Origin of the sequence: Pelagibacterium halotolerans, from assembly GCF_044811015.1 — a bacterium.
GTDB lineage: Bacteria > Pseudomonadota > Alphaproteobacteria > Rhizobiales > Devosiaceae > Pelagibacterium > Pelagibacterium halotolerans_A.
This window is the reverse complement of the sequence record NZ_CP085243.1, coordinates 559,968-585,381: the sequence shown is the minus strand read 5'-3', so window position 1 is coordinate 585,381 and position 25,414 is coordinate 559,968. Positions and strand designations below refer to the sequence as shown.

Annotated in this window: 24 protein-coding genes; 10 read left to right on the top strand and 14 right to left on the bottom strand. The window is 59.6% G+C overall.

The annotated features are described in order from the left end of the window. Positions 1-15: 15 nt before the first annotated feature. Genes lpxD through lpxB form a run of 5 tightly spaced genes read left to right on the top strand, consistent with a single transcriptional unit; the run spans position 16 to position 4,279 of the window. Positions 16-1,035: a UDP-3-O-(3-hydroxymyristoyl)glucosamine N-acyltransferase gene (gene lpxD, locus LG281_RS02875; protein ID WP_404404180.1), complete on the top strand. Its 1,020-nt coding sequence runs from the start codon at positions 16-18 to the stop codon at positions 1,033-1,035. A gap of 2 nt (positions 1,036-1,037) precedes the next feature. Next, entirely contained in the window at positions 1,038-1,520 is a 483-nt protein-coding gene (fabZ, locus tag LG281_RS02870) for a 3-hydroxyacyl-ACP dehydratase FabZ (protein WP_404404178.1), read from the top strand. Continuing rightward, entirely contained in the window at positions 1,517-2,326 is an 810-nt protein-coding gene (gene lpxA, locus LG281_RS02865) for an acyl-ACP--UDP-N-acetylglucosamine O-acyltransferase (protein ID WP_404404176.1), read from the top strand. The genes fabZ and lpxA overlap by 4 nt, the downstream gene beginning before the upstream one ends. Then, on the top strand, positions 2,323-3,150 hold the full coding sequence (locus LG281_RS02860) for an LpxI family protein (protein ID WP_404404174.1): 828 nt from the start codon (positions 2,323-2,325) through the stop codon (positions 3,148-3,150). Before lpxA ends, LG281_RS02860 begins: the two co-directional genes overlap by 4 nt. Further along, positions 3,089-4,279, top strand: coding sequence for a lipid-A-disaccharide synthase (gene lpxB / locus LG281_RS02855; RefSeq protein ID WP_404404172.1), 1,191 nt, complete (start codon positions 3,089-3,091; stop codon positions 4,277-4,279). Before LG281_RS02860 ends, lpxB begins: the two co-directional genes overlap by 62 nt. Here the strand turns inward: lpxB and gltA are convergent. Together gltA and gltX are read right to left on the bottom strand one after the other, a co-directional pair. Continuing rightward, a complete protein-coding gene (gene gltA, locus LG281_RS02850; RefSeq protein WP_404404170.1) occupies positions 4,266-5,555 on the bottom strand; it encodes a citrate synthase in 1,290 nt (429 codons plus the stop codon). The two genes, lpxB and gltA, sit on opposite strands and share 14 nt — an antisense overlap. 221 nt (positions 5,556-5,776) lie before the next feature. Continuing rightward, positions 5,777-7,207 carry a glutamate--tRNA ligase gene (gene gltX / locus LG281_RS02845; RefSeq protein ID WP_404404168.1) on the bottom strand — a complete coding sequence of 477 codons (1,431 nt, stop codon included), beginning with the start codon at positions 7,205-7,207 and terminating at the stop codon, positions 5,777-5,779. 76 nt (positions 7,208-7,283) lie between these two features. Here gltX and LG281_RS02840 point away from each other — a divergent pair, with 76 nt between their 5' ends. Next, entirely contained in the window at positions 7,284-9,398 is a 2,115-nt protein-coding gene (locus LG281_RS02840; RefSeq protein WP_404404166.1) for a ComEC/Rec2 family competence protein, read from the top strand. Here LG281_RS02840 and lexA read toward each other — a convergent pair. From lexA to LG281_RS02800, 8 genes are all read right to left on the bottom strand, one after another. Then, complete coding sequence (gene lexA / locus LG281_RS02835) at positions 9,392-10,099, bottom strand: transcriptional repressor LexA (protein WP_404404164.1); 708 nt, start codon at positions 10,097-10,099, stop codon at positions 9,392-9,394. The genes LG281_RS02840 and lexA overlap by 7 nt on opposite strands. A gap of 106 nt (positions 10,100-10,205) precedes the next feature. Then, positions 10,206-11,396, bottom strand: a complete 1,191-nt coding sequence (gene glp / locus LG281_RS02830) for a gephyrin-like molybdotransferase Glp (protein ID WP_404404162.1) — start codon at positions 11,394-11,396, stop codon at positions 10,206-10,208. A gap of 4 nt (positions 11,397-11,400) precedes the next feature. Further along, positions 11,401-11,880: a cyclic pyranopterin monophosphate synthase MoaC gene (gene moaC, locus LG281_RS02825; RefSeq protein ID WP_404404160.1), complete on the bottom strand. Its 480-nt coding sequence runs from the start codon at positions 11,878-11,880 to the stop codon at positions 11,401-11,403. Further along, positions 11,877-12,680: an indole-3-glycerol phosphate synthase TrpC gene (gene trpC, locus LG281_RS02820; RefSeq protein WP_404406597.1), complete on the bottom strand. Its 804-nt coding sequence runs from the start codon at positions 12,678-12,680 to the stop codon at positions 11,877-11,879. Before trpC ends, moaC begins: the two co-directional genes overlap by 4 nt. Then, positions 12,677-13,690, bottom strand: a complete 1,014-nt coding sequence (gene trpD, locus LG281_RS02815; protein WP_404404158.1) for an anthranilate phosphoribosyltransferase — start codon at positions 13,688-13,690, stop codon at positions 12,677-12,679. Before trpD ends, trpC begins: the two co-directional genes overlap by 4 nt. 19 nt (positions 13,691-13,709) lie before the next feature. Then, on the bottom strand, positions 13,710-14,306 hold the full coding sequence (locus LG281_RS02810; RefSeq protein ID WP_404404156.1) for an anthranilate synthase component II: 597 nt from the start codon (positions 14,304-14,306) through the stop codon (positions 13,710-13,712). After that, complete coding sequence (gene trpE / locus LG281_RS02805; protein ID WP_404404154.1) at positions 14,307-15,812, bottom strand: anthranilate synthase component I; 1,506 nt, start codon at positions 15,810-15,812, stop codon at positions 14,307-14,309. It lies immediately after the preceding gene. A gap of 6 nt (positions 15,813-15,818) precedes the next feature. After that, entirely contained in the window at positions 15,819-17,690 is a 1,872-nt protein-coding gene (locus LG281_RS02800) for a SurA N-terminal domain-containing protein (RefSeq protein WP_404404152.1), read from the bottom strand. Between the two features lie 158 nt (positions 17,691-17,848). On the opposite strand from LG281_RS02800, the gene tpiA reads away from it, so the two are divergent. From tpiA to LG281_RS02780, 4 genes are all read left to right on the top strand, one after another. Then, complete coding sequence (gene tpiA / locus LG281_RS02795) at positions 17,849-18,604, top strand: triose-phosphate isomerase (RefSeq protein WP_404404150.1); 756 nt, start codon at positions 17,849-17,851, stop codon at positions 18,602-18,604. A gap of 151 nt (positions 18,605-18,755) precedes the next feature. Continuing rightward, positions 18,756-19,286 (top strand): preprotein translocase subunit SecG, encoded by a 531-nt coding sequence (gene secG / locus LG281_RS02790; protein ID WP_404404148.1) that lies wholly within the window; start codon positions 18,756-18,758, stop codon positions 19,284-19,286. Positions 19,287-19,398: 112 nt separating this feature from the next. After that, positions 19,399-21,027, top strand: coding sequence for a CTP synthase (locus tag LG281_RS02785; protein ID WP_404404146.1), 1,629 nt, complete (start codon positions 19,399-19,401; stop codon positions 21,025-21,027). 11 nt (positions 21,028-21,038) lie between these two features. After that, positions 21,039-21,239 (top strand): DUF4169 family protein, encoded by a 201-nt coding sequence (locus tag LG281_RS02780; RefSeq protein WP_404404144.1) that lies wholly within the window; start codon positions 21,039-21,041, stop codon positions 21,237-21,239. Between the two features lie 63 nt (positions 21,240-21,302). Here LG281_RS02780 and LG281_RS02775 read toward each other — a convergent pair whose 3' ends face one another. The 4 genes from LG281_RS02775 to LG281_RS02760 form a co-directional block, all read right to left on the bottom strand. After that, positions 21,303-21,452, bottom strand: a complete 150-nt coding sequence (locus LG281_RS02775; protein ID WP_404404142.1) for a DUF1127 domain-containing protein — start codon at positions 21,450-21,452, stop codon at positions 21,303-21,305. Positions 21,453-21,566: 114 nt separating this feature from the next. Next, entirely contained in the window at positions 21,567-21,737 is a 171-nt protein-coding gene (locus LG281_RS02770; RefSeq protein WP_404404140.1) for a hypothetical protein, read from the bottom strand. A 189-nt stretch (positions 21,738-21,926) separates the two neighbouring features. Continuing rightward, the gene (uvrA, locus tag LG281_RS02765) at positions 21,927-24,821 is read right to left on the bottom strand and encodes an excinuclease ABC subunit UvrA (RefSeq protein ID WP_404404138.1); all 2,895 of its coding nucleotides are present in this window, start codon (positions 24,819-24,821) and stop codon (positions 21,927-21,929) included. A 134-nt stretch (positions 24,822-24,955) separates the two neighbouring features. Continuing rightward, a complete protein-coding gene (locus tag LG281_RS02760; protein ID WP_404404136.1) occupies positions 24,956-25,201 on the bottom strand; it encodes a hypothetical protein in 246 nt (81 codons plus the stop codon). Positions 25,202-25,414 lie beyond the last annotated feature (213 nt).

Sequence of the window (25,414 nt, the reverse complement as noted above, 5' to 3'; positions counted from 1 at the left end):
TTTCGGCACAGCCAAATGATCGATAGCCGCTTCCACCCCTGCGACGGACCCTTGTCCCTTTCCGAGCTCATGGCTCGCGCCGGGCACGCCGGGATTGACCTCAAAGGTGCCGGTGAGGCCGTAATTGCCGGCGCAAGCGATCTTGACGACGCAAGCAGCGCTTCTATCTCGTTCGCGGCAAGCGCCGCTTACAAGGCGCAACTGAACACCTCATCGGCTGCCGCCGTGCTCGTCACAGAAGGCATGGCTGACGAGGTCGGTCCTGACACGACCGCGCTTGTCTGCGACGAGCCTTACAGCATTTTCATCGACGTTCTGAATATTCTTTACCCTGACGATACCCGCCGTGTCGTCGCCAGCGGTGGAGCGTCCGGAAAATATGAATGCGAGGATGGCGTCGATGTCGGCGCTGGCGCCGTCATTGGACCCGGTGCGGAAATTGGCGCTGGAACGGTGATCGGCGCCAACGCCGTGATTGGTGCGGGTGTCGCCATAGGCCGCAACTGCGTTATCGGCGCAGGATGCGTCGTGGAATGCGCTTATCTGGGCAATGATGTCGTTTTGCAATCCGGCGTTGTCATAGGCGGGGAGGGGTTCGGCTTTCAAATTCGTCCGGATCGTCACAAAAAGATCCCACAATTGGGACGGGTCATCATCCAGGACCGCGTGGAGATCGGCGCCAATACTACGGTCGACCGGGGTACACTCGGCGATACCGTCATTGGTGAAGGCTCAAAGATCGATAATCTTGTTCAGATCGGTCACAATTGCCGCATCGGTCGTAATTGTGTGATATCCGGCATGTGCGGGCTGAGCGGCTCCACTATCCTTGAGGATGGCGTGGTTATGGGCGGCGGCGCGGGAACGGCAGGGCATTTGACGCTTGGTGCCGGAACTCTGGTTCTGGCAAGGGCCGGCGTATCACACAGCTTCCCGGCTGGATCGAATATTGCCGGGGCGCCGGCGCAGGATGTAAGGATGTGGAAGCGCGAAATCGCTGCCATTAGACGGGTGACGAAAGGGGACAAGAAGTGACCATGCTTGAGGAAGAATCGCGCGCTGCGGGTGAAACACTCTCGACTATGGAGATTGACGCCGTTCTCAAGGCCCTGCCGCATCGTTATCCGTTCCTGATGATTGACAAGATCATCGATATCAATGGCGACGAATCCGCTATCGGCATCAAGAACGTGACCTATAATGAGCCGCAATTTCTCGGCCATTTTCCAGGCGAGCCGATTTTCCCTGGAGTTCTTATCATCGAGGGGATGGCCCAGACCGCAGGCGCAATCGTCATCAACCTGGAGAACAAATCCGGCGAGAAGCACATTGTCTATCTGCTGACGATCGACAACGTGAAATTCCGCAAGCCCGCCAAGCCCGGTGACAGGTTGGAATATCACATACGGAAAATCCATCGTCGCAAGACCGTGGGACGTTACGAAGCACGCGCGATCGTAGATGGCACGGTCGTTGCGGAAGCCGAAATCGGTGCGATGATTGTCAAGGAAGACGCGTGAGTTCCGCTATCCACCCCACTGCCATCGTCAGCTCCTCAGCAATGATCGGCAGGAACGTCGAAATTGGGCCATATTGCACTGTCGGCGATCAAGTGACGCTTGACGAGGGCGTCGTACTGACTTCGCACGTCTCCGTAGATGGTCGCACGACGATTGGCGCGCGTACCAAGGTTTATCCTTTTTCCTCGATTGGTCACCCACCGCAAGACCTGAAATATGAAGGCGAGCCGAGCAGTGTCATAATCGGCAAGGACTGCGTGCTGCGTGAGTATGTCACCGTCAATCCCGGCACGCGGGGCGGCGGCATGGAAACGCGCATCGGTGACAATTGCCTGCTTATGATCGGTGTGCACGTCGCCCACGATTGCCGGGTGGGCAATCACGTCGTTATGGCCAATCAGGCGAGCCTCGCGGGTCACTGCATCGTTGAGGATTATGTCCGTTTCGGCGGCATCTGCGGGGTGCACCAGTTCGTCAGGATCGGCGCTCACGCCTTTGTAGGCGCGATGAGTTTCGTCGAGAACGACGTCATCCCCTACGGGTCTGTTCTAGGCAACCGAGCCTACCTCGGAGGTCTCAACCTCGTTGGTCTGAAACGCCGCCAGTTCGATCGGGAGTCGATCCATGCCCTACGCGCAGCCTATCGTATGATCTTCTCCAACGAAGGTACACTGCGTGAACGTGTCGAAGACGCCGCGGAGATCTTTAAGGGCGAGAAGCTGGTCGAACAGGTGATCGAATTCGTGCGCCAGCCTTCCGAGCGCGCCCTGTGCATGCCGCGCAACGGGCACAGCGCCGAGGTATGAGCAGGCGGCGCCTGGCATTGGTCGCCGGCTCCGGCGCTCTGGTGCCCCGGGCGCTCGCGGCCGCACGGGAAGCCGGTTGGGAAGTCCGCGTACTCACATTACATCCACGCGCCGATCTGGCACATGAAGACCCGTTCCAGATCAAAGTGTCGCGGCCCGATCAGGTCCTTCGCGAGATCAGGAAGTTCAACGCAACTCATGTTTGCGCTGTCGGTGGTATGCATATGTCGGACCGCGAACGCGAAACCCTGGCGGACTTCACAGGCGATGATGACAAGGCTAAAGCAAAAGGAGATGCCAAGCTCTCTCAGTTGGGCTCGGTGCTTTTGAAAATGCTCGGTATTCCGTTTATCGGCGTTCACGAGATCGTCACAGACTTGCTTGCACCTGAAGGTCAGTTCGGCGCCCTGGAGCTCGATAGCGAGTTGGCGGCTATCGCCCGCTTCGCCTTCAACTCGGCCCGCAGGGCCGGGGAACTCGATCTGGGCCAGGCGCTCGTGGTATCGGGCGCGCGTATTATCGCGACCGAAGACATCGCTGGCACGGACACGCTTCTGGCGCGCTGCAGGGATTTCCGCGCCCGAGGGCTTGTCGGCGACGGTGCGGCGCGCATGGTTTTGGCCAAGGTTTCAAAACCGGGCCAACCTCTTCATGTGGACCTGCCAGCTGTTGGCCCGGACACGGTAACGGGTGCCGTCGAAGCCGGTATCGCAGCCATCGCTGTTGAAGCGGGACGAACGCTGCTTATCGAGCGTGAGAAGCTTGTCGCCCGCGCAGATGCAGCCGGCATCGCACTCGTCGGCTTCAAGGCTGAAGATGCGTGACCTCTTCATCCTTGCCGGTGAAGCGTCGGGCGACCGGATTGGTGCCAATCTTATCGCCGGGCTGAAGGCGCAACTGAACGTTGAAGTCTCCGGGGTTGGTGGCGAAGCCATGGCGGCCGAAGGTCTCAGAACGCTTTTCCCTATCGAGGACCTGGCCGTTATGGGCTATGTTGATGTCTTGCGCCGGCTGCCGCTTCTGTTGTGGCGGGCGCGGCAAACAGTACAGACCATTCTGCGGAATCGGCCCGATGCGGTTGTTCTTGTCGACGCGCAGGTATTCTCCCATACGGTCGCGAGAGCCCTACGCCGCAAGGGATATGACAAACCCATTATTCTCTACGTTGCGCCGTCCGTCTGGGCATGGAAACCGGAACGCGCGGCAAAAATCGCGCAGCTGTATAACGAAGTTCTCAGTGTCCTGCCGTTTGAGCCCCAAGTGATGGCAGACTTGGGCGGCCCGCGGACGAGCTATGTCGGTCATCCGGCCCTTGCTCGTTTCCCGATGCGCCAGATCCAGCCGCGGCGCGGTCCGATCGTGCTCCTCCCGGGCAGTCGTGCCGGTGAACTGACGCGGCATCTGCCTCTTATGCGCGCTGTCTCAACGGCGCTTGCCAACCATTCTGCCGTCGACGGGTTCGCGATCCCAACCCCGGAAAACTTGAAAGGAAAGGTCACTCGCGCTGTCGCCGACTGGCCCGCTTCGGTCACCGTAACAAGCGACGAAGCCGAGCGACGGGCAGCGATGGATGCAGCAATACTGGCTTTTGCCGTGAGTGGCACCGCGACGCTCGAGCTGGCTCTGGCAGGGGTGCCCCACATCGTCACATATGTAGCCGAAGGCGCGCAGGTGCGCCTTTATCAAAAGGCGCTGATCAAAACGATCGGTTTACCCAACATCATCGCCCAGCGAGAGATCGTCCCCGAAATCCTCTTTGCACACAAGCCTGAGCCGGAAAGAGCTGTTGGGGCACTCACCCGACTGCTGGAGGACGAAGCAGAGCGCCGGGCGCAGTGCGCCGCATTCGCAACAATCCGAGGATTGATGGAAAAAGGGGCGCCCGACGCGCCCCTTTCCGATCCCGCTGAGCGGGTATCATTCTGGCTCGAGCGCGGCTCTAGCGCTCACTGAGCGGCACATAGTCCCGAGCACCCGATCCATTATAGAGCTGACGCGGCCGACCGATCTTCTTCTGCGGGTCGCCGATCATTTCCTTCCACTGCGCGATCCAGCCGACCGTACGCGAAAGTGCAAAGATCGCGGTGAACATCGAAGTCGGGAACCCGATGGCATCGAGAATGATGCCTGAATAGAAGTCGACATTCGGATAAAGCTTGCGCTCTACGAAATAGGGGTCGTTGAGCGCAATCGTTTCGAGTTCCTGGGCAACCTGTAGTGTCGGGTTGTCCTCGACACCCAGAAGCTCAAGTACTTCGCGTGCGGATTCCTGCATGACGGCAGCGCGCGGATCATAGTTCTTGTAGACGCGATGGCCGAAGCCCATCAGACGGAAGGGATCGCTCTTATCTTTGGCGCGTTCAATGAATTCGGGAATGCGATCGACAGTGCCGATTTCCCGAAGCATGTTGAGTGCCGCCTCGTTCGCACCGCCATGAGCCGGACCCCAGAGGCAAGCCACACCCGCCGCGATGCAAGCGAACGGATTGGCATCCGAAGACCCGGAAAGCCGCACCGTGGAGGTGGAAGCGTTCTGCTCATGATCGGCATGCAGCGTGAAGATGCGATCCATCGCCTTGGCAACCACCGGATCAACCTTGTATTCCTCTGCCGGTACCGAAAAGCACATGTGGAGGAAATTGGACGCATAATCGAGATCGTTACGCGGATAAACGAAGGGCTGGCCGACTGAGTATTTATAGGCCATTGCCGCAATCGTGGGCATCTTTGCGATCATTCGGATCGATGCAATTTCGCGCTGCACAGGATCGCCGATATCTGTGGAGTCGTGATAGAAGGCCGCCATGGCGCCGACGACACCGGTCATGACAGCCATCGGGTGTGCATCTCGACGGAAGCCACGGAAGAAATAGTGCATCTGTTCGTGCACCATGGTGTGCCGTGTCACCCGGTTAGCGAAGTCCTTGAGTTCCGACTTGCTTGGCAACTCGCCATAAAGGAGCAGGTAGCAGACTTCGAGATAATTGCTTTGCGACGCTAACTGGTCGATCGGATAGCCGCGATAGAGCAACTCGCCCTTGTCGCCATCGATATACGTAATCGCGCTATCACACGCCGCGGTCGAGGTAAAACCGGGATCGTAAGTGAACATGCCCGTCTTGGCATAAAGCGAGCGGATGTCGATGACGTCGGGCCCAACACTGCCGTTCAGAACGGGAAACTCGAAGGTCTCGTCACCGATCGACAGTTTCGCGGTTTTCTCACTCATGCATCGCCTCCCAAGCCAGGTACCTGCCCAATATAACCGGCGCAAGAAGCAAAGCCTGCACGGTTCAAAAAGGGCGAAAAATCTGCATCGCAATAATAGTGCTTCTCGGTATCCGATTTAGCGCATGCTTGCAACTACGTCATAAGTCTTGACGTATAGGGAAAGCTTTAAGGATCTGGATTGTTTGGCGGAAAGCACAGTTCGGTCACCGCCCTCGGAGTTCAGTGACTTTCGACAGCACGCACCTGATCGCCCAACCGCGCAAGGCTTTCCTCGCGGCCAATGAGCACCATGACCTCGAAAATTCCTGGGGAGATGGTTCGGCCCGTCAGCGCCGCGCGCAAAGGCTGCGCGACCTTGCCAAGCTTGAGCCCCACACTTTCTGCGTATTCCCGTACGGCCGCATCGATGGCAGGCACCGACCAGTCGTTGACTCCCTGAAGCCGCTCTTTGAGCGCTGCGAGATGTCTCAACGCATCGGCGTTGAGCAAGCTCGCGGCCTTCTCATCGACTGAAAGCGGCCTTTGCGCATATATAAACTGGGCCATATCTATGAGTTCCAACACCGTCTTGGCACGCGGCTGGAGTTCCGGAATGGCCGCTAGAGCCGTGTTTTTGTTGTTGACCAATCCCAGATAGTCCGCGTTCCGGCCCAGTTCTGATGCCGTATCGACCATAACCTCGTAGAGGCGTTCAGGCGACGCCTCGCGAATATAATGCCCGTTGAGATTGTCGAGCTTCTGGAAATCGAACCTTGCCGCACCTTTGCCCAGCGCCTCGAGCGAAAACCATTCGACAAACTGTTCAGTCGAAAAAATCTCGTCGTCGCCATGCGCCCAGCCTAGCCTTGCGAGATAGTTACGCAACGCTTCGGGGAGATACCCCATTTGACGGTACGTTTCGACACCCATGGCTCCATGCCGTTTTGAGAGCTTGGCACCATCGGGCCCATGGATGAGGGGGATATGGGCCATTTCCGGCACGTCCCAGCCCATCGCCTGATAGATGACGATCTGGCGGGCAGCATTGGTAAGGTGGTCGTCGCCGCGAATAATGTGCGTGACACCCATATCGTGATCGTCGACCACGACGGCGTGCATATAGGTGGGGGTGCCGTCGGAGCGCAGGATGATAAAATCGTCGAGGTTTTCAGCCTTGAACGTCACATCGCCCTGGACGCGATCCCTAACGACGACATCGCCTGACCGGGGAGCCTTGATCCTGATAACGGGCTTGACCCCCTCGGGTGCCTCGGACGGATCGCGATCGCGCCACCGGCCATCATAACGTGGTGGCCGGCCTTCCGCGCGCGCCTTTTCGCGCATCTCGGCAAGCTCCTCCGCAGAACAATAGCACCGATAGGCCTTGCCCTGGGCCAGAAGCTGCTCGGCAACCTCCACATGCCGTGGCGCGCGGGCGAACTGCGAAAAAGGTTCTCCATCCCACGTCAGCCCGAGCCAACTCAGCCCATCCAGAAGCGCCGTGACCGCAGATTCAGTCGAACGCTCCCGATCGGTGTCCTCGATGCGCAGCAACATCTTGCCACCCATCTTGTGGGCAAAGGCCCAATTGAACAATGCGGTGCGAGCCCCACCGATATGCAGATAGCCGGTAGGAGAAGGCGCAAAACGCGTAACGACAGGTTTGGACATCCGATAAGACCGTTTGGAGAATAGTTGCGCCCGTGTGTACCATAGCGGCTCTTGAGCGCAAGGGCAGGGGGCGCCAATGATCGACGGGGCGATCACCGGCGGAAATGGGCAAAAAGCAGGTTGGGTCTTCCGGCGGATCATTCCGCTTGGCCTTGCAGGCCTTGTCCGCTTGCAAGGGGAGATTGCCTTCGCCACGGCCGAGCGCCGCCTCTTCGCTATTTTGCCGTTTGCGATGATCGGAGGCATGATCGTTTATCGGCTCATGTCGAGTGAGCCATCGCCGTCAGCTCTCGGTGCTGGACTTGCAGTGCTGCTGGTGCTGACATTCGTCAACCGAAGCCATTATGCCGCAGTGCGCGTCCTTTTGGTGCTCGGCGCGGGCTATGCCGGCTTTATCGCGTTGCCGATCCATGGCGCATTGTTCGGCACTCCTATGCTCGACGCGCCACGGTATGGGTTCTACGAGGTACAAGTCGATGCCGTCGTCTACGACAACGGCGAGGCGCAACGCCTGGTTATTTCCGACATCAAGCCTGAAGACTCGCGCGACGATCCAGGGGTACGCCGCGCCCGGGTAACGGTTTCCCGCGATTCTGGCATCGCCCCGGGCGATACGCTGTCTGCCCGCATGAGGTTCTATCCCGTACCGAGCCCAATCGTTCCGGGGGGCTATGACTCCCAGTTCGTGAGCTTTTTCGAAGGGATAGGCGCGTACGGGACCGTATTGGGGGATGTTGCGGTAGCACCGGCTGAGGCGGACAGTTTTGCTCGCCTGAGCAGCGCGATCCGCTCCGAAATAGCGCAAAGGGTCCTCGCTACGCTCGATGACCGCATCGGCGGTATCGCATTGGCTTTGATCACCGGTGATCAAAGCCGGATTCGTGAGGAAGATCGCGATCTCATGGCCTCCGCCGGATTGGCCCACGTTCTGGCCATCTCCGGCCTGCATCTCACTATCGTTGCAGGGACCATGTTTGCTCTTCTTCGGCTCGGACTTGCCGCATTCTATGGCGTGGCGCAACGCATCCCGGTCAAACGCATCGCGGCTGGCGGTGCGCTTGTGACGGCGTGTGCCTATCTCGTCATCTCCGGCTTGGGCGTCTCGGCAATCCGCGCGACGGTGATGCTTTCATTGATCTTCGCTGCAATTCTTGCCGGTCGGCAAGCCCTCACCATGCGAAATGTCGCGATCGCCGCGCTGATCATTATCGCGATTGTCCCGACCAGCGTTTTCCGTGCCAGCTTCCAGCTTTCCTTCGCCGCCGTCGTCGCCCTCATCTCCGTCTACGAACTCGCTCGCACCCGACGCGAAAAGCAACCCGAGCCGCGCCAACGCATATTGACGTTCCTTATCGACATCGGGATGACCAGTGTCATTGCCGGTCTCGCGACGCTGCTCTTTTCCGCCTACCACTTTCAGCAAACTGCTCCCTTTGGGATATTGGGCAACCTTATGGCGATGCCCATCGTCACCTTCGTGATGATGCCTTCGGCACTTTTTGCCACTCTGGCCATTCCAATCGGCCTCGATGGGCCGCTTTATCAACTCATGGGTTGGACCATTGAAGCGGTCATCTGGTGCGCCGCCTTCGTTCACGCCCTGAGCGGCGGTTTCGATCCTAGTCCAATACTTTCCCCTATAGCGCTCGTCTTCGGACTGCTTGCGCTCGCGTGGCTCGCATTCTTCCAGACGCCGCTTAGACTGTGGGGACCTGCGCTAGTGGTACCAATGGTTGTGCTATTCGGGCTTGAGCGCGCGCCCGATATCCTCGTCGCCGATGCAAGCCAGGCCCTTGCAGTGCGCGACAACGGAGAACTTGCGCTTGTTGCTGGTCGTACAAACACATTCGCAACCAATGTCTGGTCCGAGCGCTACATGGAACACATCGGCTCGGGCCACGAAACGGCCCGATGCGACGCAATCGGCTGCATTCTCAGTTCGGATTTGGGATTCACGCTGGCATACATCAAAAATGTCGCAGCATTTTCCGAAGATTGCACATTGGCAAGCGTCGTCGTTGCGCGACTAACTGCACCTCTCGCTTGCAAAGACGTCGCAACCGTCGTTGATCAAGGCGCTCTGGAAAGGCACGGTTCGCACATGCTCTATTGGGACACCCAAACACGCCGATTTGTGGTGAAATCGGCCATCACCGATCCCGACCGCCCATGGCGAATTGATTATCAATAGCGCCGCAAAAGCCCTACAAGACGTCCTTGTACTTTCACCCTGTCAGGTCCGAATATCCGTGTTTCATAAGCTGGATTTGCAGCTTCGAGGGCCACGGCATTGCCGCGCTTGCGTAGCCGCTTGAGCGTCGCTTCCTCGTCGTCCACCAGAGCGACTACGATCTCCCCGTTACCGGCGGCGTCCTGTTTACGGATCAGTACCGTGTCGCCGTCAAAAATCCCTGCGTCGATCATCGAATCTCCGCGCACTTCAAGCGCAAAATGCTCGCCAGAGCCAAGCATTTCCGGGGGAACGGTGACAGAATGACTATGGGTCTGGATGGCTTCGATCGGCGTACCCGCGGCAATCCGGCCCATGACCGGCACCGATACGGCCTGGCCGCCCTGATCCGAAGTGTCGACCCGCTTGGGCGGCACTTTACCCAGATTGCCTTCGATCACGCTCGGCTCGAACCGGGCCTTTCGACCGCCGAGAGAAGGATTCATCGAATCGGGAAGCTTCACGACCTCAAGCGCGCGTGCTCTATTGGGCAATCTCCTGATAAACCCACGCTCTTCAAGCGCCGTAATCAGCCGGTGAATGCCAGATTTGGATTTGAGATCCAACGCCTCCTTCATCTCGTCGAAAGAGGGCGGAACACCGCTTTCCTTCATCCGTTCGTGGATGAACATAAGCAGTTCGTGCTGTTTGCGCGTGAGCATCGGCTCCCTCCGTCGCACAGAATCGGAACAAAGACTGAACTTTTATATACTTGTTCCGTAAATGTTCTGCAAGTGTTTTGCGAAAATGGCACGAATTTGCTTGCCGCTAAAGCACAACAACCTCAACCGGCTCACCCGCGATCCGGCCCATGTCACCCTCGGGTTGGACGATAAGGCAATCCGCTTGCGCAAGTGAGGACAGATGGCCGCTGTCGGTCTGGGCAATCGGCAGAACCGTGGTCATTCCGTCGGGGCCAGCACGCATTTGGGCACGCAAAAAGTGCCGTCGAGGGCCATTTTGCGGGATCTCCGCACCAAGCGGAAGGCGCAAGGGGGCAGGTTCTGAGGTACCGAGCAGTGCCCGCAGGGCCGGCAGGACGAAAACATGCGCCGTCACCATTGCCGATACCGGGTTGCCCGGCAGACCGAAGACGAGCGTCGCACCTTTGCGCCCGAACATCAGCGGCTTACCCGGACGCACGGCAATGCGCCAGAAATCGATATCGACGCCGTTTTCCTTGAGCACGTCCTTTACGAAATCGTGCTCGCCGACGCTCGCGCCGCCCGTTGTCACGAAAACATCCGGATTGCGGTCGAGCGCGGAACCGATTTCGGTGGCAAGCCGGGCGCGGTCGTCAGGTACGATCCCGCAATCGATAATGTCGCCGCAATAGGGACTGAACATCGCGGTCAGACCGAAGGAATTCGATGCAACGATTTGATCGGTTTCAATCGTCGTGCCCGGCAGAATGAGTTCGTCGCCCGTCGCCATCAATGCCAGGCTGGGGGGCGACATAATTGTGCAGGTCGCATGGTTAGCAGCGGCCGCAAGCGCAATGCGAGCCGGCGTCATGACCTCTCCAGCCGCGCTCAAAATGTCGCCTTGGGCGAAATCGTTGCCCTGTGGGCGGATATTGGTGCCCGCTTGGACACCGGCCAGGACCGTTACTTTCGCGCCGTCGACCTCGGTACGCTCCTGCATGACGACAGCATCGGCACCCTTGGGGACTGGCGCGCCGGTAAAAATCCGAACACATTGTCCTTGACTGACAAGCCCATCGAATCCTTTGCCCGCCTGCGATACGCCGATTTTTGTGAGAACTGCGCCCATCGAAACGTCCGCAGCGCGCACCGCATAGCCATCCATGGCGCTTGCTGCAAAAGGCGGCTGATCGAGCCGCGCTGCAACCGGTTCCGCGAGCACGCGACCAGAAGCCTGTTCGAGGGGAACCACAATCGAGGGCCTCGGAAGAACCGCCGCGCGAATACGAGCCAGTGCTTCGTCAACGGAAATCAAGAATTTAGTCCTCGCGCTTGAAGTCGCCCGACTTGCCACCACTTTTTTCGTTCAAGCGGACGTTCGTGATGGTCATGGATTTATCCATGGCCTTGGCCATGTCGTAGAGCGTCAAGGCGGCCACTGACGCGGCAGCGAGCGCTTCCATTTCCACGCCAGTGCGCGCGGTCGTCTCGACGGTCGCCTCAATCGTAACTGCGCCGTCGCCTTTTGGTTCTATTTCGACACCGATCTTCGTCACCTGAATAGGATGACACAGCGGGATAAGCTCGGAAGTCCTCTTCGCGGCCATGATTCCGGCCACCCGAGCTACGGCAACTGCGTCCCCTTTTTTGAGCCCTCCACCGAAAATCGCTGCAACGATTTCCCTGCTCGCGTGAAGTTCCGCGGTCGCAACGGCACGTCGGCGGGTTTCGTTTTTTCCCCCGATATCGACGATATGGGCTTCGCCCTTCTCGTTAAGGTGTGTGAGATACGCCATCATGGCACTCCGGTCAGCAAAGCTCGCGTTGCCGACGCGACGTCATCCTGGCGCATAAGGCTTTCGCCCACGAGGAATGAGCCGACATTTGCTACTTGCTCCAGATGAACCAGATCGGCATGGGCGAAGATACCGCTTTCGCTCACGAGAAGCCGATCGTCCGGCACCATCTTTGCCAACCCGATCGTGGTATTTAGACTGACCTCGAACGTTCGCAGATTCCGATTATTAATGCCGATGAACGTAGCACCAAGCGCCAGCGCGCGCTCCATCTCGGTCTCGTCGTGAACCTCGACCAGCGCGTCCATGCCCCATTCCGTCGCTGCGTCGAGCAACGCCCGTGCGGCGCCGTCATCGACCGAGGCGAGAATAACGAGGATGCAATCGGCACCCCAGGCGCGCGCTTCGGCGACCTGATAAGGTTCGAACAAGAAATCCTTGCGCAAGACAGGAAGCTGTACAGCCTCCCGCGCTGCGCCCAAAAATTCGGGGCGACCTTGAAACGACGGGCTATCGGTCAAAACCGAAAGGCACGCCGCTCCGCCCGCCTCATAAGCTCGCGCCAATGCAGGCGGATCGAAATCGGCGCGGATCAACCCTTTGGAAGGACTGGCCTTCTTGATCTCGGCAATTAAGCCGTACCCTCCGGCTGCCCGCTTGGCCTTAAGTGCCAGCACAAAGCCACGCGCTGCGTCCTGATCGCGCGCCATCGCCGCAACGTCGGACAACGGACGGGCCGTTTTCGCTGCAGCGATCTCGTCGCGTTTATAGGCTTCGATGCGCTTGAGTATGTCCGTCATCAGACCGCCTGGCTGGCTTTGACCAGCATATCGAGCCGCGCCTTGGCCTTTCCGCTGTCGATCAGGTCCGCGCCTAGGGCGACACCTTCCTTAAGCGTTTCGACCTTGTCCGCAACTATGAACGCCGCCGCGGCATTAAGGAGCACGATATCCCGATAGGGGCCCTTCGCACCCATGAGCAGCTTGCTCAGTTCGCCCGCATTGTATTCGGGATCGCCACCGACGAGATCGGATAGCTGCGCGCGGGGCAGACCGGCCTCCTCAGGGGTCACTTCAAAGCTTGTGAGATTTCCGCCTTTGATCGAGGATACGAAAGAAGGTCCCGTCGTCGAAAGCTCATCGAGCCCACTATCGCCATGTACAACCCAAGCCGACTGCGCACGGTTGGCCAGAAGCGCCGCCGCGACAGGTTCGACCCACTCGTTGTCAAAAACACCCAGAACATACCGCCGCACACCGGCGGGATTGGATTGCGGGCCGAGCAGGTTGAACATCGTCCGCACGCCCATTTCCATGCGCACCGGTCCAACGTGCCGCATCGCGGGGTGGTGGTTGGGTGCGAACATGAAGCCGATCCCCGCCTCGGCAATGCATGCGCCGATCTGCTCGGGCGTCAAATCGAGCTTGATGCCAAGCGCCTGCAGCGCTTCGGCGGAGCCGGACTTCGATGAAAGCGCCTTGTTGCCATGCTTAGCCACCGGGACTCCGGCAGCCGCCACGACAATGGCCGCGCCGGTCGAGATATTGAGCGTCCCCGCGCCATCTCCCCCCGTACCGACAATATCGATCGCATCGGCGGGGGCCGAAACCTGCACCATCTTGTCGCGCAGAATGGAGACCGCCGCGGCAATTTCCCCCACGCTCTCGCCTTTGACCCGCATGCCCATGAGAAACGCGCCAATCTGCGCCGGCGTCGCCTCGCCCGACATGATGACGTTCATCACGTCGCGCATCTCTGTGCCAGTCAGATCGTGACCCGATGCTATACGGTTGAGCGCGTCCTTGATCTCCACGCCGATACCCCCAATTTCCTTACGCTGCGCGGCGCGTATTGAAATCGCGCGCGATATTGAGAAAGTTCTGCAAGATGGCGTGCCCGTTCTCCGAAGAGATACTTTCGGGATGGAACTGGACGCCGTGTATAGGGAGATCACGGTGCTGCAGTCCCATGATTTGCCCATCTTCTGCACGCGCTGTGATGCTAAGAGCCGACGGCATGTTCTCTTCACGCACGACCAGCGAATGATACCGCGTCGCTTCGAAGCTGTTGTTTAGCCCGCGAAAGACACCCCGCCCATCATGCGTGATGATACTGACCTTGCCATGCATCGGAACGGGCGCCCGTACGATCTCGCCGCCAAATGCCTGACCGATCGATTGCAGCCCCAGGCACACACCGAAAATCGGGATGGACGAGGCAAAGCGCGACACCAGCGGCAGGCAAATTCCAGCTTCGTTGGGTGTACAGGGACCCGGAGAGAGGATGATCGCTTCAGGTGCCTTGGCCTCAATCTCTTCGAGCGTGATCTTATCGTTGCGCACGACATCGGGATCCGCGCCCAATTCGCCCACATAATGAACGAGGTTGTAGGTAAAGCTGTCGTAATTATCGATGAAAAGCACGCGCATTTATTGGCCTACCTTCGCTTGGCCGGCATAGCGTAGCGCTTCCTCGGCCGCGCTGAAAAGAGCGCGCGCCTTGTTTTCGCACTCGAGCTGCTCGAGCTCGGGTTTGCTGTCGGCGACAATACCGGCGCCCGCCTGCACATAGAGCTTATCATCCTTGAGGATCGCCGTCCGCAGGACAATGCATGTATCCATCCGTCCGTCTGCGCCGAAATAGCCCACACACCCGGCATAGATGCCGCGCCGCACCTTTTCGAGCTCGTCGATAATCTCCATGGCCCGAACTTTCGGAGCGCCCGATACCGTACCTGCGGGAAACCCTGCGCTCAGCGCGTCGATAAAATCATATTTGGCATCAAGCTCGCCCACGACGTTGGAAACGATATGCATGACGTGGGAATAGTATTCGAGGAAGAATTTGTCGGTGACCTTAACCGTCCCGATTTTCGAAACCCGCCCGACATCGTTTCGCCCCAGATCCAACAGCATCAGATGCTCGGAAAGCTCTTTGGGGTCGGACAGCAGTTCCTCCGCCAGCGCCTTGTCGCGCTCGGGTGTGTCTCCACGCTTGCGGGTCCCGGCGATCGGCCGGATCGTCACCTGGCCCTCGTCGACCCGTACGAGAATTTCTGGGCTCGACCCGGCAACCGCAAAGTCTCCAAATTCGAGAAAATACATATAGGGCGACGGATTGGTGCGGCGCAAAGCGCGATAGAGTGCCGTCGGAGGCAAGGTGAAGTCCGCTTCGAACCGCTGGCTCAGCACAACCTGGAAGATATCGCCCGCCGCAATGTAGTCCTGGGCGACCCGGACCATGTCGAAATAGTCTTCGCGGGTCGTATTGCTCTTGACCTCCAGCTTGGCGAGGTCCGGTAGCGCGTCGCCACGGGGTAGGGGGCGTTCGAGGCGGGCGACGGCATCGTCGATCAGGCCCTGCGCCGCTTCAAAGGCCTGCTTGGCCGTTACGCCCGATCGTGGATAGACCGGCGCGGAGAGCACGAGTTCGTCTTTAAGCGTGTCGAAAACAGCCAGGATCGATGGCCGCATCATGATCGCGTCCGGCACGCCGAGCGTATCGGGATTGTTGTCGGGCAGTTCTTCCATGAACCGCACCATGTCGTATCCGAGATACCCGAAAACGCCCGCCGAATTGGCCGGCAGGGCGTGAGGCATATCGATCTGCGATTCCGCAATCAACGCACGTAGTTCGTCGAGCGGAGCGCCGTCCTGCGGTTCGTAAGCATCCGGCTGCGTACCGGCCTTACGGTTGATTTCCGCGCGACCGCCGACAACGCGCCACAAGAGATCCGGCTCGAGCCCGATAATTGAATACCGCCCGCGGACAGCGCCGCCCTCCACCGATTCCAGAAGGAACGCGTACCGCCGTCCTTCGGCGAGCTTAAGATACGTTCCAACAGGGGTTTCAAGGTCGGCAACGACACGCTTGAACAGCACTTGCCCCTCGCCAGCCTCATAGCGCGCAGCAAACGTATCGAACTCGGCTGTCATCGCGTTTTACTCGAGCCCGAGCAGCGCGTTGAGCGCATCTTGATTGACACGCGTAGGCAAATCGGCGCGCAGCCCGGCGACAAAGCCGGCAGATACTGTATCGGGGAAACCTTGGGCGACGGTCTGAGCGACATTCGATTGGCTATCGGGGGCGGCCTCGATCACATCGGTCACCTGGAACACGACAACGTCCCCATTCGGTGTGGTCGCGTAGCCAGCGTGCCCCTCCGGCCCCATGAACGCCGACCGCGCGACATCTGGCCCGATCGTACCATCCTCCGTGCCCTGGCGCCCGAACGGCTGCGACGCCTGTGGGACGAGGCCTTGCTCGGTCGCGAGCGCATAGATATCCGAACCCGCGTCGAGCTGGGAGACCATATCCTCGGCGGTTTCTGTCATGTTCAGATCGGATTGGAGTTCCTGCCATGCGGCGACGGCCTCGTTGCGCGCTTCATCAAGCGTCTTGTCACGTGCCGGCGTGACCTCGAGAAGGTCGAAGAACACCGTTTCATCCGCACCAAGTGTGATCGCTGGCGTGATGTTGGCCTCTTCAGACGCCGTGAAAACGCTCTGCGTCACTTGCGAAGCCGCGCCGTCAGGCAACTCCTCGACCTCGGCAAGCGCATCGCCATCACGCGTAAGCTCGAGCTCGTAGACGTTCAATCCATATTGAGCGGCCACATCGTCAATCGGAAGAAACGCCGCGCGCGCTTCCTCAATGGCATCGTAGGCATCGAGATAGAGATCACGGGCCTCATCGAGCGCCAGGTCCTGGGTGATCTCGTCGCGCACCGCTTCGAGCGGCTGTGTGCCGGCAGGTTCAACCTCGGAAACCCAAACCGCCCGCCGGCCGGTTGGACCCTGGATGACGGTGAAATCGCCCTCGGAAAGCCCAAATGCGGCGTCCGCGAGGGTCGGGTCTGTCATGGCCGCGCGGGTTCGCATGCCCAGATCGATCACGGCACCCTCAAGACCTGCTTCGGCGACGAGATCCTCGAAGTTGCGGCCGTCGGCAGCGCCCCGCTCAAACAACTGCACATCCGCATCCGAAGCGAGCGGAACCTGCACGATGGCGCGGCGCTCGACGGTGGCGTACCGGTCACGCATGCGCTCGTATTCCGCTTCGACGGCCTCGTCGCTGATTTCGATGTTTTCCGCAAGCGCCGACGGCGTGAGCGGCAAGAGCCGGACACGCCGCATTTCCTCGGTGCGGAAGCGATCCTGGTTCTCTTCAAAGAAGGACGTCAACTCTTCCTCGGACGGCTCCTCGGTGACTGCATAGAGTACAGGGTTGAGCGTCACATAGTCCACGGTGCGGCGGTCGTTGGCATAGGCATTTGCAATATCGAGCGCAACCTCTGGCAGCGCGATGCTTTCGAACATCGTACCAATCTGCTCGCGCATGGCGGTACGGCGCTGGAGGTTGAGGTATTCGGTTTCCGAATACCCGGCCTGGCGCAGAACCGACACGAAGGACTCACGGTCGAAAGTCCCCAGCGCGCCAGCGAAAGCAGGATCCTGCCGAACGAGTTCGGCGAGTTTGGCGTCGGACGCGCCCAGATCAAGCTGCTGCGCCAATTGGGCAAGCGCCGCGTCGTTCGCCAGCCGGTTCAGTGCGGCACCAGGCAAGCCGAAGGCCATAGCCTGCTCGCCGGTCGGCATCTGTCCCGTTTGCTGGGCGAACTGATTGAGTTGCGCATTATAAATGCGGCTGAAATCGCGCACCGAAATGTTCTGGTCGCCGACCCGAGCCACGGTGTTGGCATTGAGATCGAGAAACACGCTCGGAATGCCGAAGCCGGCGACGGATACTATGAGAATGCCGAGCAGGATTTTGGCAATCCAACTGCGGCCGAAATTACGCAAATTGTCGAGCATGCGATCCCGTTCTTGATCCTTGTTCGTACCGGGCAAAGGTACAAACTGTGTGGCTTTTCCCGCGCGCGCATAATAGACAGTGTCCAAATCCACCCGCAAGGCAGGCACGGTGCTAAGCCATTCGACCTGCCGAGGCAAGCGTTGTTAAAGGAGCAGGAATGGGCACCGGGTTGCGGCCGCTGATTGCAGGGAACTGGAAGATGAACGGCGCGGGCGCCGCGCTTGAGCAGATCGCGCGATTGAACACGTTGCTCGAAGAGGCCGGCGAAGTTGCGGCAGATGTGCTGCTGTGCCCGCCCGCAACCCTTCTACACAGGGCTGCGGAGGTCGCGGACGGCGGCGCTATCGCCGTTGGCGGCCAAGACTGCCATGCAGAAGCCTCTGGCGCCCATACCGGCGATATCAGCGCCCCGATGCTTACCGATGCCGGAGCAACCTATGTTATTCTCGGGCACAGCGAGCGCCGTGCCGATCACGGGGAAACGAGTGCCCTGGTGCGTAACAAGGCTGTTGCAGCGCTGGTTGCCGGGCTGACGCCGATCATATGTGTGGGAGAGACGCAAGAGCAGCGCGATGCCGGCGAGGCGAATCGGGTAGTCGCCGAACAGATCGCCGATTCCCTGCCGCTTTACGAGGATATGAGCCAGATTATCGTGGCCTATGAGCCGGTCTGGGCCATCGGCACGGGGAAAACGGCAACGGCCGATGACATTGCCGCAATGCATGCCCATATAAGAGCTTTGCTGGTCAAGAAGTACGGACCGGCGGGTGAGCATGCGCGCATTCTTTACGGCGGTTCGGTGAAACCGTCCAACGCAGCGGAAATCCTGCGCACCGCGAATGTCAATGGCGCGCTCGTGGGCGGCGCAAGCCTTCTTGCCGACGACTTTTTCTCGATCGTCGTGGCTGCATAAAACGGGTGCGTAAAAAGTCACCGTTACGGCTGGCAATTGCGAATTATTGCGTGTAGAACCGCGCGCAACATGAGAACGAAGGGGACGCCGCAGCACGGTCCGTTGGGCCAAGTTGCGGGCGTCCTTGGTATTTGAAGGACATGTCCGCCCGATGGCAACAGTATTGATTGTCGCCTATCTCCTGATCGTGGTCGCCATGATCGTCGTCATCCTGCTGCAGCGCTCCGAAGGCGGTGGGCTGGGCATGGGCGGTGGCGGTGGTGGCGGGTTCATGTCCGCTCGCGGCTCGGCCAATCTTCTGACCCGGACGACCGCTATTCTTGGCGGGCTCTTCATGGTCACCGCGATCGGTCTCACCATCGTCAGTCAGCTCGATCGAAGCTCGACCTCGATTCTCGACCAGGCCACCCAGAACGAAGACGGCAGCCCCACGACGGTTCTTGACGCCCTCGATGCAATGGGGACGGGCGACGAGGATCTGGCCGCGCCGGGAGCACCGGCTGGCGCTGAAAGCGACGTGACGGCTCCTGAAACTGCGCCTGCGCCGACCAATGAAACGTCGGGCAATTCCGATCTCATCGTGCCAGAAAGCTCGATGATGTCGACCATGTCGCAAGAGGAACCGGCCGCCGAGCCTTCTGCAGGTTCGGAGAGCTCCGAAGGCGAAACGCCGGACAACTAAAGGCCCGGCAGGGAAGAATCAAAGCGGGGGATGGCAACATCCCCTTCTTTTTTGTGTGGGCGCGCAACAACGCGCTTCGAATCGATGGCAGCTTGTGTAAGGTATTAAGCCCATGGCTCGGTACGTTTTCATCACCGGTGGCGTGGTTTCATCGCTTGGCAAGGGTTTGGCTTCGGCAGCGCTCGGCGCGGTGCTGCAGGCGCGCGGCTACAAGGTCCGCCTGCGCAAGCTCGATCCATATCTCAACGTCGATCCGGGCACGATGTCGCCCTATCAGCACGGCGAGGTGTTCGTCACCGACGACGGTGCGGAGACGGACCTCGATCTGGGACACTACGAGCGCTTCACCGGGCGTTCGGCGAACCAGCAGGACAACGTCACCACCGGCCGTATCTATTCGGATATCTTGGCCAAGGAACGCCGCGGCGACTATCTGGGCGCGACAGTTCAGGTGATCCCGCACGTCACCGACGAAATCAAAAACTTCGTCACTTCGGACAATGACGAGTTCGATTTCGTTCTTTGCGAAATTGGCGGCACGGTGGGCGATATCGAGGCGATGCCGTTCCTGGAGGCGATCCGCCAGCTTGGAAACGAGCTGCCGCGTGGCGATGCGGTTTTCGTACATTTGACGCTGATGCCGTTTATCCCGAGCGCGGGGGAACTCAAGACCAAGCCAACCCAGCACTCGGTTAAGGAGTTGCGTTCGATTGGCATCCAGCCCGACGTGCTGCTGGTTCGTTGCGACCGGCCGATTCCCGAGAGTGAGAAGCGCAAGCTCTCCCTGTTCTGCAATGTGCGGCCTTCGGCTGTGATTCAGGCGCTCGACGTCGCCTCGATCTACGACGTGCCGATCGCCTATCATGAGGAAGGGCTCGACGACGAAGTGCTGGCGGCTTTCGGAATCAAGGACGCCCCGGCGCCCGAACTCGACGGCTGGCGGGAGATTTCCAGGCGTGTTCACAATCCCGAGGGCACGGTCAATATCGCTATTGTCGGCAAATACACGGGCCTCAAGGATGCCTATAAGTCGCTTTCCGAGGCCTTGGTGCACGGCGGCATCGCCAACAACGTCAAGGTCAAGCTCGAATGGATCGATTCCGAGGTCTTCGAGAATGACGATCCAGCACCCTACCTTGAGGGCATCCACGGCATCCTCGTGCCGGGGGGCTTTGGCGAGCGCGGTTCTGAAGGCAAGATCAACGCGGCGCGGTTCGCGCGTGTGCGGGATGTGCCGTATTTCGGGATTTGCTTCGGGATGCAGATGGCTTGCATCGAAGCCGCGCGTAACACCGCGCACCTGCCCAAAGCGTCTTCGACCGAGTTCGGACCGACCAAGGAAGCCGTCGTTGGACTAATGACCGAATGGGTCAAGGAAAACAACATGGAGCAGCGCGGGGAGGACACCGACCTCGGTGGCACCATGCGGCTGGGGGCCTATCCGGCGCAGCTCGTGCGCGGCTCGCGCGTGGCCGACATATATGGCACCAACCGGATTTCCGAGCGCCACCGACACCGCTATGAAGTCAACATGAAATACCGTAAGGTATTGGAAGCAAACGGCTTATTGTTCTCAGGGTTGTCACCGGACGGCAAGCTGCCGGAGATCGTCGAACGGACGGACCATCCCTGGTTCATCGGCGTTCAATACCACCCCGAACTCAAATCCCGCCCGTTCGAGCCGCATCCGCTGTTCAAATCGTTCATCGCGGCCGCGGTCGAGCAGAGCCGGCTCGTTTAGGAGTGCCTGCCTTGGCCGAGATCGTCAATCTCCGGCAGGCGCGCAAACGCAAGGCGCGGGCCGAAAAAGACGCAAAGGCGGCGCAAAATCGCATCCAGTTCGGACGCACCAAGGCCGAACGGAACCTTTCCGACGCCAAGAATGCGCTCGATGCCAAACGCGTCGACCAGCATAAGCGAGAAACCGGTCGCGGGGATAACTCCGAGCAATAAAAAAAAGGCGCCCTTGGAAGGACGCCTGTTTTGGCAGTTTGATTTAGTCGTCGCTAGCCGCGTTTACAGGCGGCTAGCGTGGTCGCGGGCGATGCGGTCGATGTCACCGCGTGTGATGCCCAGGTCGTTGAGTTCGCGGTTACCCAGAGCGTTGAGCTCCCGGACCGTCTGCTGGTAAGCCGACCACTTTTTAAGCGTCTTACGGATACCCATGGAAAATCTCCTTTCGTTTGTTGCCCCTGATATAATCGCTTAATCTCGACTTGTGCACTGGGGTTTTGTTCAAGTCCGTTATGCGATTTCTGCATGTCTCGAAAGGAGGGAGGTTCAGTCCTGACGATCGAATAGGCCGCGGGTCATTTTATCGAAGTCGCGCGGTGGAATACCGAGATCGTCATACTTCCGTCGATCGGTGAACGCGATACGGCGCAGGCCGTCGCGCCCGCTAGCGGGTTGGAGGGGCACGACTTTATGGCCCCAGGCTATGCGTATGAACATGGTGCCTCCATGCTGTTGCGGCACGGCCCTAAGATAGGAGCGAATCGAGGAAACGTGAATCGAGGTGCTTGCAACACGCCCATGCGCAGGCCGCATGGACCCGTCATCCTACGATGACACAATGACACCATCCTGACGGCTACGATGACAATCGTGCCGGCTACGATGGGCGAAAATTACGCCAAACGGCTACTGGGCAGCCGTTCCCATCCGTGCCGGGCGACGCTCCATGACTTCCTTGAGGAAACGTCCCGTATGCGAGCGGGGATTGCCCGCCACATCCTCTGGTGTTCCAACCGCAACGATCTCGCCGCCGCCATCGCCACCCTCGGGACCCAGATCGATGATCCAGTCCGCCGTTTTGATAACTTCGAGATTGTGCTCGATGACAACGACGGTGTTTCCAGTCTCCACGAGTTCCTGCAGCACCTCGAGGAGCTTGGCGACATCGTGGAAGTGCAACCCCGTGGTCGGCTCATCGAGGACGTAGAGCGTGCGGCCCGTGGCGCGCTTGGAGAGTTCCTTGGCGAGCTTGACGCGCTGGGCCTCTCCGCCCGATAGGGTCGTTGCCTGCTGACCGATCTTGACGTAGCCGAGCCCGACCCGCTGGAGCGTGACGAGCTTGTCGCGGATGACGGGCACCGCTGAAAAGAATTCGACGCCTTCGTCCACAGTCAATTCCAGAACGTCGGAGATCGACTTGCCCTTGAACTGAACCTCAAGGGTTTCACGGTTGTAGCGGTGTCCCTTGCAGACGTCGCACGTGACGTAAACGTCAGGCAGAAAGTGCATCTCGATCTTGATGACGCCGTCGCCCTGACATGCCTCGCAGCGCCCGCCCTTGACGTTGAACGAGAACCGCCCTGGCGCATAACCGCGCGCCTTGGCTTCCGGCATATTGGCGAACCACTCGCGGATGTGCGTGAACGCACCTGTATAGGTTGCCGGGTTTGACCGTGGCGTGCGGCCAATGGGGCTCTGGTCGATGTCGATGACCTTGTCGAGAAATTCCAGTCCCGTAAGGCTTTCGTGTGGGGCAGGGTGCACGCGTGCGCCATTCAGGCGCCGCGCGACCGCCTGGTAGAGCGTATCGATGGTGAGCGTAGACTTGCCGCCGCCCGAAACGCCGGTGACGGTCACGAACATGCCGAGCGGGATATCGACCGAAACGTCCTTGAGATTGTTCCCTGTCGCGCCAGTCAGTGAGAGCTTGCGGCCCTTTTTGGGCTTGCGCCGTTCCGATGGCACGGCGATGGCCCGCCGCCCGGAAAGATATTGGCCGGTGAGGCTATCAGGCGTTTCCATGATGTCGTCGGGTGTACCCTGGGCGACGATATGCCCGCCATGCACGCCCGCGCCCGGGCCGATGTCGAGCACGTGGTCTGCAGTGAGGATCGCGTCCTCGTCGTGCTCGACCACGATCACGGTGTTGCCCTGGTCACGCAGGCGGCGCAGCGTATCGAGCAGTCGCGCATTGTCCCGCTGATGGAGGCCGATTGACGGCTCGTCGAGCACATAGAGAACGCCGGTCAGCCCCGAGCCAATCTGGCTGGCAAGGCGAATGCGCTGGCTCTCGCCACCCGAAAGCGAGCCCGAATTGCGCGAAAGCGTCAGATATTCAAGCCCGACATCGTTGAGGAATGCCAGCCGCTCGCGGATTTCCTTGAGCACACGTTCGCCGATGGCCAATTGCGTATCGTTGAGCTTTGCGGGCAAGGCCTCGAACCACTCCGCCGCCGCCTTGATCGAAAGATCGGCGACCCGGCCGATGTGCCAGCCATCGATCTTGACCGCGAGCGCCTCGGGCTTGAGGCGATTGCCATCGCATGACGGGCAGGGGGCCGCTGCCATATAGCGCTCGATTTCTTCGCGCGCCGCCGAGGACTCGGTCTCCCGATACCGCCGCTCAAGATTGCCGACGACACCTTCGAACGGCTTCCTGGTCGTATATTTGCGCAACCCGTCGTCATAAACGAACTCGATCGGCGTCGAGCCGGTCCCAAACAGGACAGCGTTCTGGACCTCCTCGGGCAAATCCTGCCAGGCCGTGCCCGTTGAGGCCTTGTAATGCCGCGTAACGGCTTGAAGCGTCTGCATGTAATAGGGCGAGGAGGTCTTGGACCATGGCAGGATGGCGCCATCGCGCAGCGACAGCGTGGGGTCCGGAACCACCAGCATGGGATCGATCTTGGCCTCTGTGCCGAGCCCCGAGCAGGTCGGGCACGCACCGAAGGGATTGTTGAATGAAAACAGCCGCGGCTCGATCTCGGCGATGGTGAAGCCGGAAACCGGGCAGGCGAATTTCTCCGAGAATGTCAGGCGCTTCGGTGTCCCGTCGTCCTCGGTCTGGTCGGCGAACTCGGCAAAGGCGATACCGTCCGCAAGCCGCAGCGCGGTCTCGAAACTCTCGGCCAGCCGGCTGGAAATATCGGAATTGACTACGACACGGTCGACGACAACCTCGATATCGTGCTTGAGCTTCTTGTCGAGCGCCGGTGCATCCTCGATCTCATAAAAGGTTCCGTCGATCTTGACGCGCTGGAAGCCCTTTTTCATCAGATCGGCAAGTTCCTTGCGGTACTCGCCCTTGCGGCCCCTGACAATCGGCGCGAGCAGATAAAGCCGCGTGCCTTCATCGAGCGCGAGCACCTTATCCACCATCTGGGAGACGGTCTGACTCTCGATGGGCAGGCCGGTGGCGGGAGAATAGGGGATGCCGACGCGCGCAAAGAGCAGGCGGAGGTAGTCGTAGATCTCGGTGACCGTGCCGACCGTCGAGCGCGGGTTGCGCGAGGTCGTCTTCTGCTCGATGGAAATCGCGGGCGAAAGCCCCTCGATCTGCTCGACATCGGGCTTCTGCATCATCTCGAGGAATTGACGCGCATAGGCCGAAAGGCTTTCGACATAGCGGCGTTGCCCCTCGGCATAGATCGTATCGAACGCCAGCGAGGATTTGCCCGACCCTGAAAGTCCGGTCATCACAATAAGCTTGTCGCGGGGCAGGCGGACATCGACATTCTTGAGGTTGTGCTCCTTGGCGCCACGAATGACGATGTCGCGATTGGGGTTCGAAAAATCCGTCATGGGCCAGTCCAAGGAAGTTGCTGTCCCTTAGTGAGGGGACGGTTGTTATATCGTGTCGGGAAGCGGGCCCGAGGCGGCACCCGGTTCACTTAAGCACATTGCCAACGTGCTGCAAGAGAGCCGTCCGGCAGTTTTTAAACCGGATGGCGCTGAAGAGGCGCAAGCGCACCGATCCCTGCGATCAAGAGACCACCAAGGCGAACCGTGAACTTGAGCGTGTGCCGCTCCAAAGCGTCGTTCAGGTCGGTTTTCGTCACCAGTTCGGCCATAATCATAATAAAATTCCTTGCGGCACCGGCACGCGCTTCTGCCTGTGAGCGTTCCACGCCCGCTGCCTCAAGAGCTTTAGTATAACCGAGTGTATCGAAGGCGAAAGCCATTAGCGCGTTCCCTGCCGTCGCATGCCGACAATGCAAGAACATAATAGGAACACGTTGAATCGCGTCAAGCCCTTTTCTTCATGTGCCAGCGATATGCGCAATCGCCGGCAGGGGAATTGACTCCACCTGTATAATATGAACAAAAATAGAACATATAGAGCGTCCCGTGCCTGTGTAAAAGCCCAGCGCGCGGTTTCGCGCCGGGGTGTGGAC